The following is a 10358-nucleotide window of genomic DNA, read 5'->3' as shown; positions in this document are numbered from 1 at the left end:
CGCGTCCGACGCGCTGGATCACGCCGTCGACGCTGCCGCCGACTGGGCGGGCACGGCACCGCAGCGGCGGGCCGACATCCTGCGCGCCGCTCATGACGGGCTGCTCCGGCGACGCGAAGAAATCGCCACGCTGATCACCCTGGAGATGGGCAAACCGCTGGCCGAGGCGCGCGGCGAAGTGGACTACGGGGCCGGGTTCTTCCGGTGGTTCTCGGAAAGCGCGAGCCGGCTGCACCTCGACGGCGACTACGGCGTCGAACCCGGCGGCCAGTACCGGATCATCACCACGAAGCGCCCGGTTGGGCCGACGCTGCTGATCACGCCGTGGAACTTTCCGCTCGCGATGGGCACCCGCAAGATCGGCGCGGCGCTGGCCGCCGGATGTCCCGTGGTGATCAAGCCCGCCGAGCAGACTCCGCTGACCATGCTGCTGCTGGCCGAGGTGTTGCGCGAAGCGGGCCTGCCGGACGGCGTGCTGGGCGTGCTCACCACGACCGACGCCGCCGGGTTGGTGCAGCCGATGATCGCCGACCCGAGGCTGCGCAAGATCTCCTTCACCGGATCGACCCGGGTCGGCAAACTGCTGCTCGGGCAGGCGGCCGAAGGCGTGCTGCGCAGTTCGATGGAACTCGGCGGGAACGCGCCGCTGCTGGTGTTCGACGACGCCGACATCGACGCGGCGGTGGACGGTGCGACCGTGGCGAAACTCCGCAACGGCGGGGAGTCCTGCGTCGCGGCGAACCGGATATACGTGCAGTCCGGCGTGCTGGAGGAGTTCACCGGCAAGCTCACCGAGCGGCTCGCGGCGGTGCGCACCGGATCCGGCTTGGACCCGGACACCGGGCTCGGCCCGATGATCGATGCGCGGCAGCGGGACAAGGTCGCCGAACTGGTCGACGACGCCGTCGAGCGGGGCGCCGAACTGCTGCTCGGAGGCAAGGTTCCGGGTGGACCGGGCTACTTCTACCCACCGACAGTGCTGCGCGCGATCCCGGCGGACGCGGAGCTGCGCACCGAGGAGATCTTCGGGCCGGTAGCGGCGATCTACCCGTTCGACACCGAGGAGCAGGCGATCGGCGCGGCCAACGACACCCGGTTCGGCCTGGCCTCGTACGTGTTCACCAAGGACCTCAGCCGGGCGATGCGAGTTGCCGAGGCGTTGGACAGCGGCATGACCGGCGTCAACCGCGGCGTGGTCAGCAACCCGGCCGCCCCGTTCGGCGGCATCAAGGAATCCGGCCTCGGCAGGGAAGGCAGCAGCGAAGGCATCGAGGAATATCTCGAGACCAAGTACATCGGCCTGCAACTCTGACGCGAACGCCGTGGCAGAGACAGGGTTCCGCAGCGCGCGCACCGGTCCGGTTCCGGTTCGTGACCTGTTGCGCAGGGGCGGTGCGGGCGGTGTCCCGGACGTTGCCGGGGCGCCGGGCGATCTTAGGCATCGCGGTTTCTTCGGGTGTGGTGTCGGCCAGCCCGCGATGATCAACGCGATCGGAACCCGGACCGGAGGGCTAGCCGGGCGACTGTCGGTCGGGTTCACGACCGACTCGGCTGGGGCACCGGGTCGAGGTCCGAGTCCGGAGCGGAGTCCCCTCGACGCAGGTGGCCGAATGGGCCGGGCACTCGGTCGCCGTGCTGCACCAGGTCTACGCGAAGGTGCTCGCCGACCAGGAGACCAGCGCGCGGCGCCGCATTGAGGAAGCGCTGCGGTTCGGGACGACCCCGGCAAGCTGATGACCGTGTCCGCACACCGTCCGTAGCTAGCCGCAGTCAGCCGTAGCAGCCGGGAACAACCGCTGAGGGGATCGGTGCGGTCTTTCACGCGAAATGCCTGGTGAGAGGCCGCGCCGACCAGATGAGAAGGGGTGCCCCAGTCCGATTCGAACTGACACTGTACGGATTTTGAGTCGGCCGAGCAGTGTCGCTCTGGTGCTGTCCTGCGGCGGAGGGCGCGGATCGGCAGGGCAGACGTCGCTCTGCGGGCATCGCAGGCAGAGGTTCGCACCCAGACTCGCACCCAGCCGACCGGCCGCGTTCAATCACGCACAGCGATTCTGACCCACGTAGAGAGGGCTGTTCGGGTTAGTTATTGTTGCGGGGGCAATTTTCTATGCCGAAGCAGGCCACTCTTAGCGACGTAATATCTTAATCTTGCACACTTCGCTAGGTCCCCTGTTTCCACGAAGGCTTGCGAAGCGTGCACTGAAGGGTATTCGCTGTAAGGAGTATTTGGTGTATTCGCGGGAGTCCAAATCGGAATGGCGCCAGCACAATGCGGTAATAATCCTGGCGCTAGTAGTTTTTCCTCCGGTTGGCTTAGCTTTCGCTTATCTTAGCAATTGGCCGCACGATAGAAAAATAAGAGGAATGGTACTTAGTGTGGTCTGGTTGCTGCTTGTCGTAGTAGTAGCTGCAGTGGTGACCGGACCGGAAATCGGGAAAAATGCGGTGAATCCCCCGGAGGTTCCGAATTTTGTAGGCAAAAGCCTCGAAGATGCCGCGACCGGTGCTACTCAAAGCGGTTACACAAATGTTTCGCACGATGCGTCTCCTGGTGACGAAACTCAGATAGTTCGTTCTAACTGGCAAGTATGTTTCCAGGTTGCCAACGGGAAAAATCTGGACTTCGGGGTTGTTCGCGTTGGAGTGCCGTGTCCTGCTAGTGATGGAGGACCTATTCCTTGGCCTAAAGTTCCTGATGTGACGCAGAAAACCTTTGCTGAGGCTGCGCAAATCTTGCGCTCAGTCGGGATCAAAAATGTCTCGGCGACGGGTGCATACACGGATAACCAGCCGACTGGAAACATGGATTCATGGATCGTTTGCTCGCACGATCCGGCGGCCGGGCAAGATGTCAATGGGATTTATGGGAACTACTCCAGCGTTCGTGTGACGCAACCGGGAGTTGAATGCCCATCGAGTGATTATGCGAGGCTCAATCCCCTTCCAGGGGGAACGGAAGATGACGGCACGTCAGAAAATGGAAGTAGCTCTCCAAAGCCAGATAGCGAATCTTTTTACTATAAGAATTGTGACGCTGTTAGGGATGCGGGTAAGGCTCCACTGTATCGTGGAGATGCTGGATATAGGGCTAAGCTGGATAGGAACAAAGATGGAGTTGCGTGTGAGTAGCCTTCCCTTTGCGGGAGCTCCTTTTGGGCATTCGAGAGCCGAGGATCTCGGCGGCTTTACGGTCCGAAGCAGCGACCCATGCTGCGTAGACGCGAAGTGTGGTTGCGCCTCCGCCGCCGTGCCCGAGGCGGCCGGAGACGGTGGGGAGGTCGACTCCGGCGGTGAGTAGTTCGGTGGCGGAGTAGTGGCGTAGGGAGTGAAGATGCGTGTCTATGCCGAGCCGGGTTGCCATGTCCTTGTATCGCTGGGTGACGGCGTTGGGGGAGTAGGGCTCGGAGTGATACGGGGTCTTGCTGCCGCCGAAGACGAACAGGTCTTCTGAGAAGGTGGCGCCGACCCGTTCGATGCGCTCGCGCACCCGCGCCTTGTGTTCCTTGAGCAGCGTCACGGTTTCGGAGTCGAGGGGGATGCGGCGGTTCTGGTGTGTCTTGGTCCCCTTCTCGACGCCGCGGACCCAGTTGCGGCGGAGGTCGATGACCTCTTCATCCAGGTCGACCCGCGCGAAGCGGAGGGCGGCGATTTCGCCGCGGCGCATCCCTGTGGTCATGGCGAGCCACACCAGCGTTCCCCAGTCCTCGTTGATCTTGAACGCTTTTTCCGAGAGCTGCGCGGCTTCTGCCGGGGTAGGCGGGTCGGGTTCGGGCCGTTTCTGTTTCGGCTTGCACGCGATGCGGGCGGGGTTCGAGCTGATCCACTCCCAGCGCTGGGCTGCGTCGAGTGTGCCGCTGAGGATGGCGTGAATCTGCCGGATGGTGGAGGAACCCATCGGCTTGCAGACGTGCGGCTTGCAGCCGGACTCGGCGCAGTCGTGTTCGCCGCTCTTCGTGTGCTTGTCGATCCGCGGTTTGCCATCGCAGCGGGTGCGGCAGCGCCGAAGCTCGCTGTAGAAGCTCTCAAGCACGCGGGGCGTGATCTTGCTGACCGGTGTCTCGCCGAGTGCGGGCCGGATCGTGCGCTTGATGTAGCCCTCGTACGTGTGGTGCGTGCTCTCTTCCAGCTCGCTCGTGCGTAGCCACTCATCGAGTGCATAGGAGAGCGCGACCGTCGAAGGCGTGGAGTTCTGCTCGTTGACCTGGTTGAGCAAGCTCGTCAAAGCGTTCTCGGCCCGCCGCTCGGCTGCCTTGTCCTTGCCCTTGATCGTCTTGCGCAGGTACACGCGCTTGCCGGTGACCGGATCGACGCCCGCGTACACCACCACGCGGAAGCCCGTCGCTCGCTCCTCGATCCGGCCACGTCCACGCGACTCTGATCGCGCAGCAGTCATGGCCTTGAGTGTGCTCGCACCCAAGGCCGCACCCAGCGATCACTTCCATGATCACGATCTTCCATTGTTTCCGCAGCTCAGCGGTGGTGCCCCCGGTCCGATTCGAACGGACACTGTACGGATTTTGAGTCCGCCGCCTCTGCCGGTTGGGCTACGGGGGCTTGAGGGAACAGCCTAGCGTGGGCTTGATCAAAGGTTGTGGGCGGGGTTCGCATGTGGCCTGCGCAGGGCGTCTACGAGCCCCTGGCTTCGGCTGGGCGCGCTCTCGGCGGGACGGTCCGGTTCGCAGTGATCGCCGACCGGGCGCCGATCGGGTGATGTCGGTGCATTCGCCGGAGGTGGCGTCGATCGTCTGCTGTAGTGCCCGGTGGCCGTGCCGCGTCGCGTTGCCGGGGCTGTCGCCCGCGGTCGTGCGGCGCCGGTGAGCTCCGCACCGAGGAGACCAGCGTGATCGATCCACGTTGCGAAGCCGTCCTGATCCAAGATCAGTCCGGGCGGTTCCAGGACCAGACGCGAGATGTGTCCGGACACGATTCGGCCGACGGGAAGGTCGGCATCGTGTTCAACGGTGGCCGCCGGTACGCGTACCGCCCGGAGCGCGTTTCGATCCTCGCCGGTCCGGAGCAGGTAGTCGTCGGTGAACACGAGCGGGTCGAGGTGAACGGCGCCGTGTGGTCGAGCGCCGTGGAGGTCTGCACGTTCTCCGGATCGGAAGGTGCGTGGTCTCGGGTCTTCTACCGGACGCAGCGGGGTGAGGACCACCGCTGCTATCCGGCGGCCCAGGTACGGGTGCTGAACTGCCCTCCGCCGACGGGACTCGAGGCCGGGGTGCGCGACTACTGGAACGCGGTCGTGGCGGGGCTCCCCGCGGGTGATCCGTTGCGGCGCCCGTACGAAAGGTTGGAGTTCATCCATCCGGAGAGCGTGCTGCGTTCCTACCTCTCGGCCGCCCCGATCCGGACCCGGCAGGCGGGCACCGCCCCGATCTTTCCGTTCCGCTGCAACCTCAGCCAGCGCGCGGCGGTGGATGGGGCGCTCACCCACGACCTGTCGGTCATCGAAGGCCCGCCAGGCACCGGCAAGACCGAGACGATCCTGAACCTGATCGCGAACGTCGTCGTCCGGCGCGAAACCGTGGCAGTGGTCTCGCACACCAACGCCGCCGTGGACAACGTGCAGGAGAAGCTCGCCGAGCTCGGCTTCGGGCACGTGCTCGCCAACCTCGGAAACAAGGACAAGCAAGCGAAGTTCTTCGCCGGCCAGACCACCCGCAACGAGCAGGTTCGCGCATTCGCCGCCGAGACCCCGGAAAACCCCGATCCCGCGCGGCTGGCCGACGTGGACGATCGGCTGCGCCGGTTGCAGCGGGACGAGCGGCGCAGCGCCGAGCTCCGCCAGGAGGTCGAGGCGTACCGGCTGGAACTGCGGCACTTCGAGCAGCACCTGCGCCGTGAGGAGCTACCCGACCTGGAAGGGCTGCCGCTGCTGCGCCGCTCGTCCGCCCGCGTCCTGGACTACCTGGCCGAAAGCGACCTGGAACGCAACGGTGCCCGGCCGGGGCTGCTGCGGCGGATCCGGAAGTACTTCAAATACGGATCGCTGCGCGGGATCGACCCCGGGGACACCGACGTGGTCGTGCGGCTCCAGCGGGCGTACTACGAAAAGCGGATCGCCGAGTTGGACGAACAGCTCCGCCGACTCGACGACGGCCTGGAGCGGGCGGAATTCGGGGCGCTCGCGGAAGAGCACCGGGATCTTTCGATCCGGGCCCTGCGCGCCGAACTCGGTTCTCGGTACCGGAACCGTCCGCGCAAGACCTATCGGCAGGACAAGTACAAGCGGTGCAACGAGTTCCAGGACTTCCTCGCGGACTACCCGGTCGTGCTGAGCACCTGCCACTCGCTCGCGGACAGCATCGCGAGCGGAGTCCTGCTCGACTACCTGATCATCGACGAGGCTTCGCAGGTCGACCCGATCGTCGCCGGGCTGGCGCTGGCGTGCTGCCGCAATCTCGTCGTGGTCGGAGACGCGCGGCAGCTGGCCCCGATCGCACCGAAGCCGGCGGAGGACCTCCAACCGCCGAGTCCCGCTTACGACTGCCGAAACAGCCTCCTGGAGTCGCTGCGGGAAATCCACGGCGACGACGCGCTCCCGCGAACGCTGCTGCGCGAGCACTACCGGTGTTCCCCGGCGATCATCGGTTTTTGCAACAAGAAGTTCTACGACAACGAGCTCATCCCGTACACCAGCGGCGGCGCCGAGCGCTCGATGCTCGTGTGGCGCACTGCCGAGGGCAACCACATGCGCAAGCACCGCGAAGGGGGCCGCTCGAACCAGCGCGAGGTGGACGTCATCGAAGCCGAGGTGATCCCGCAGCACCGCGGCGGAATCGCGGATGCGGACATCGGCGTCACGACCCCGTACCGGTTGCAGAGCGACAAGGCGGGTGACGTCCTCGACGGGATCGACGTCAACACCGTGCACAAGTTCCAGGGCAGGCAGAAGGAGATGGTCGTGCTGACCACGGTCCTCGACGAGACCCGGTACGGCCGGACCGGGCTGCCGTTCGTGGACGAGCCGAAGCTGATCAACGTGGCGGTGTCCCGGGCGAAGCAGCGGTTCGTCCTGGTCACCAACCACGACATGATGCCGCTCAGCCGCCACATCCGGGATCTGGTCGGCTACATCCGCTACCAGGACCTCGGCGATGGCGTGGCGGACAGCTCGATCATCTCGATCTTCGACCTGCTCTACCAGGATTTCTCGCAGCGGTTGGAGGCGTTGAGAAAACGAATCCTGCGCCGGACCGAGTACCCCTCCGAGAACATCGCGTGGACGGTGCTCGGCGAAATCCTCGGCGAGGAGGGAAACGAGCACCTCACCGCGGTGCCCCAGGTCCTGCTGAAGAACCTGTTCCCCGACCAGAGCCGCCTCACGCAGCGGCAACGGACACTCGTCAAGCACCGTTCCTCGGTCGACTTCGTCGTCTACAACCGCGTGACGAACCAGGCGCTGCTGGCGATCGAGGTCGACGGCTTCAAGTACCACGAGGACAACCCGGCCCAACTGGAGCGGGACGGGGTCAAGGACGCGATCTTCCGGGAGCACGACATGCCGATCCTGCGGCTGCCGACCACGGGAAGCCGGGAGCAGGAACGGATCCGGCGGGCCCTGGCGGACGCCGCGGACCACTGGGCGACTCGCGGATGATCACGCAGGTCGGGCCGGGCGGATGGTCGAACCGGTGTCGGCATGGTCACCCTCCCTGGTCATCTCGGCCTTCGGGTGTGGCCGGTAAGCTGAACTTTCCGGTGACCAACGCACTGGACCGTGTCAGAACTACCCCAGGAGGACCCGGTGACCACGCCGGCTGCCGAGGACCCACGCGAGGCCAAGCCCGTCGAACGTCGCGTACTCGTGGCCGAGGACGAGGCGTTGATCAGACTCGATCTGGTGGAGATGCTCAAAGAAGAGGGATACCAGGTCGTCGGCGAGGCCGGGGACGGGCAGGAAGCCGTGCGGCTGGCCGAGGAGCTGCGGCCGGACCTGGTGATCCTGGACATCAAGATGCCGAAGATGGACGGGATCGAGGCCGCATCGAACATCGCGGGGGAGCGGATCGCGCCGGTGGTGATCCTCACCGCGTTCAGCCAGCGCGACCTGGTCGAGCGCGCCCGCGACGCGGGGGCGATGGCCTACCTGGTCAAGCCGTTCGCGAAGCGGGACCTGGTGCCCGCGGTCGAACTCGCGGTGTCCCGGTTCACCGAAGTGCAGGCGCTGGAGGCCGAGGTCGCCGACCTCAGCGAGCGGCTGGAGGCGCGCAAGACCATCGAGCGCGCCAAGGGCCTGCTGATGAGCAAGCACAACCTCTCCGAGCCGGAATCCTTCCGCTGGCTGCAGCGCACCGCCATGGACCGCCGGACCACGATGAAGGCCGTGGCCCAGGCGGTGCTGGACAACCTCGAGTGATCAGCGCCGGTCGTGATCAGCGCCGGTCGTGATCAGGGCCGGTCGCGCAGCACGCAGGTCAGCCGCGCCGTGCAGGTCCGCTTGTCCCGCTCGTCGACGATCGCGATCTCGTAAGTCGCGGTGCTGCGGCCCCGGTGCAGCGGGGTCGCGGTACCGGTCACGACTCCTTCGGTGACGCCGCGGTGGTGCGTGCAGGACAGCTCCAGGCCCATCGCGATCCGGTCCTCGCCCGCGTGCAGCGCGGCCGCGATGGAACCGACCGACTCGGCCAGCACCGCGTTCGCCCCGCCGTGCAGCAGGCCGTAGGGCTGGCGGTTGCCCTCCACCGGCATCGTCGCCACCACACGTTCCGGTGACCACTCAACGAATTCGATGCCCATCCGCCGCTGCAACTGGCCGCTGTCCGGGGCCTGCACCTGGTCCATCCCGGCGTTGCCCGCCTGCTCATCCTCGGTCGCGGTCACGCTGCACCTCTCCTCGCGCCTCGCCGCACGTGCTGTCGGTGGCTCAGCCTAGACTTCGGCGGCGTGATGGCTTCCGAAGACCGACGTTTGCTGCTGATCGACGGCCACTCCATGGCCTACCGAGCGTTCTACGCCCTGCCGAAGGAGAACTTCCAAACCGGCACGGGCCAGCACACCAACGCGGTCTACGGCTTCACCTCGATGCTGATCAACCTGCTGCGCGACGAGCAGCCCACGCACTTCGCGGTCGCCTTCGACGTGTCCCGGAAAACCTTCCGCAGCGAGAAGTTCGCCGACTACAAGGCGAATCGCAGCACCACTCCGGACGAGTTCCGCGGGCAGGTCAGCCTGATCCAGGACGTGCTGGGCGCGCTGTCGGTGCCGGTGCTGAGCATGGAGGGCTTCGAGGCCGACGACGTGATCGCGACGCTGACCGAGCAGGCCACCGCGGAAGGCTTCCGGGTTTCCATCTGCACCGGCGACCGCGACTCCCTGCAGCTGGTCGACGACCAGGTCACGGTGCTGTACCCGACCAAGGGCGTCTCCGAACTCACCCGCTTCACCCCGCAGGCCGTGCAGGACAAGTACGGCCTCTCGCCGCAGCAGTACCCGGATTTCGCCGCGCTGCGCGGCGACCCCTCGGACAACCTGCCGAAGATCCCCGGAGTCGGGGAGAAGACCGTGACCAAGTGGATCCAGCAGTTCGGTTCGCTGGACGAGCTGGTCGACCGGGTCGACGAGGTCAAGGGCAAAGCCGGCGACGCGCTGCGGGAACACCTCGCGGCCGTGCAGCTGAACCGGGAACTGACCGAGCTGGTCAAGGAGGTGCCGCTGGGAGTGGCGCCGGACGAGCTGGTGCTGGCCCAGTGGGACCGGGACGCGGTGCACCGGCTGTTCGACGACCTGGAGTTCCGGGTGCTGCGGGAGCGGCTGTTCGCGACGCTCTCCTCGGCCGAACCCGAAGTCGAGGAAGGCTTCGAGGTCACCGGCGGTCCCGTGGAGCCCGGTGCGCTGGCCGGATGGCTCGGCGAGCACGCCGCCGACGGCGCACGCGTCGGGATGACCTGCACCGGTACCTGGAGCACCGGCGGCGGTGACCTGCGCACCCTGGCGCTGGTCAACCAGCACGGAGCCGGTGTGTACGCCGACGTCACCGAGCTCACCCCGGACGACGAGAAGGCGCTGGTGGACTGGCTGGCCGACCCGGCGCTGCCGAAGGCCGCGCACGACGTCAAAGGCCCGCTGCACGCGATCCGCAACCGCGGCTGGGAACTGGCGGGCCTGACCAGCGACACCGCGCTGGCCGCCTACCTGGTGCGGCCCGGGCAGCGGTCGTTCGACCTGCCCGATCTGGTGGTGCGCTACCTGCAGCGCGAGCTGCGGGCCGAGCAGGACGGCGGCGATGGCCAGCTGTCCCTGCTCGCCGACGAGCAGCAGGAGAAGGCGTTGAAATCCTTCTACAAGATTGCCGCAAGCAGCTGCGCCACCCTGCTCGATACGATTGCCGATGCCTGCGAGATCAGTGCCCT

General features: G+C 66.3%; 7 protein-coding genes, 1 tRNA gene and 1 pseudogene. 6 read left to right on the top strand and 3 right to left on the bottom strand.

Annotated elements, in window-relative coordinates:
• The 3 genes and pseudogenes from IJH84_RS18600 to IJH84_RS18590 form a co-directional block, all read left to right on the top strand.
• A partial coding sequence (locus IJH84_RS18600) for an NAD-dependent succinate-semialdehyde dehydrogenase (RefSeq protein ID WP_295146755.1) occupies positions 1 to 1312 on the top strand: 1312 nt, incomplete at its 5' end.
• Positions 1313 to 1575: 263 nt separating this feature from the next.
• Positions 1576 to 1734: pseudogene (locus IJH84_RS18595) on the top strand (integrase); the annotation flags it as partial.
• A 498-nt stretch (positions 1735 to 2232) separates the two neighbouring features.
• Positions 2233 to 3132: an excalibur calcium-binding domain-containing protein gene (locus IJH84_RS18590; protein ID WP_295146754.1), complete on the top strand. Its 900-nt coding sequence runs from the start codon at positions 2233 to 2235 to the stop codon at positions 3130 to 3132.
• Here IJH84_RS18590 and xerC read toward each other — a convergent pair.
• On the bottom strand, positions 3092 to 4396 hold the full coding sequence (xerC, locus tag IJH84_RS18585) for a tyrosine recombinase XerC (RefSeq protein ID WP_295146752.1): 1305 nt from the start codon (positions 4394 to 4396) through the stop codon (positions 3092 to 3094). The genes IJH84_RS18590 and xerC overlap by 41 nt on opposite strands.
• 84 nt (positions 4397 to 4480) lie before the next feature.
• A tRNA-Leu gene (locus IJH84_RS18580) sits at positions 4481 to 4557 on the bottom strand.
• A gap of 286 nt (positions 4558 to 4843) precedes the next feature.
• Between IJH84_RS18580 and IJH84_RS18575 the strand changes: the two genes are divergently transcribed.
• Positions 4844 to 7606, top strand: coding sequence for an AAA domain-containing protein (locus tag IJH84_RS18575; protein WP_295146750.1), 2763 nt, complete (start codon positions 4844 to 4846; stop codon positions 7604 to 7606).
• A gap of 147 nt (positions 7607 to 7753) precedes the next feature.
• Positions 7754 to 8365 (top strand): response regulator, encoded by a 612-nt coding sequence (locus IJH84_RS18570; RefSeq protein WP_200072009.1) that lies wholly within the window; start codon positions 7754 to 7756, stop codon positions 8363 to 8365.
• A 32-nt stretch (positions 8366 to 8397) separates the two neighbouring features.
• On the opposite strand, the gene IJH84_RS18565 is transcribed toward IJH84_RS18570, so the two are convergent.
• Complete coding sequence (locus tag IJH84_RS18565) at positions 8398 to 8790, bottom strand: PaaI family thioesterase (RefSeq protein ID WP_200072142.1); 393 nt, start codon at positions 8788 to 8790, stop codon at positions 8398 to 8400.
• Between the two features lie 105 nt (positions 8791 to 8895).
• Here IJH84_RS18565 and IJH84_RS18560 point away from each other — a divergent pair.
• Positions 8896 to 10358 (top strand): 5'-3' exonuclease H3TH domain-containing protein (locus IJH84_RS18560; RefSeq protein ID WP_295146747.1); only part of this gene is annotated, 1463 nt, incomplete at its 3' end.

It is taken from the genome of Saccharopolyspora sp. (assembly GCF_017434145.1).
Classification (GTDB): domain Bacteria; phylum Actinomycetota; class Actinomycetes; order Mycobacteriales; family Pseudonocardiaceae; genus Saccharopolyspora_C; species Saccharopolyspora_C galaxeae.
Note: the sequence above shows the minus strand (reverse complement) of the source record. Positions and strands in the feature narration are given on the sequence as shown.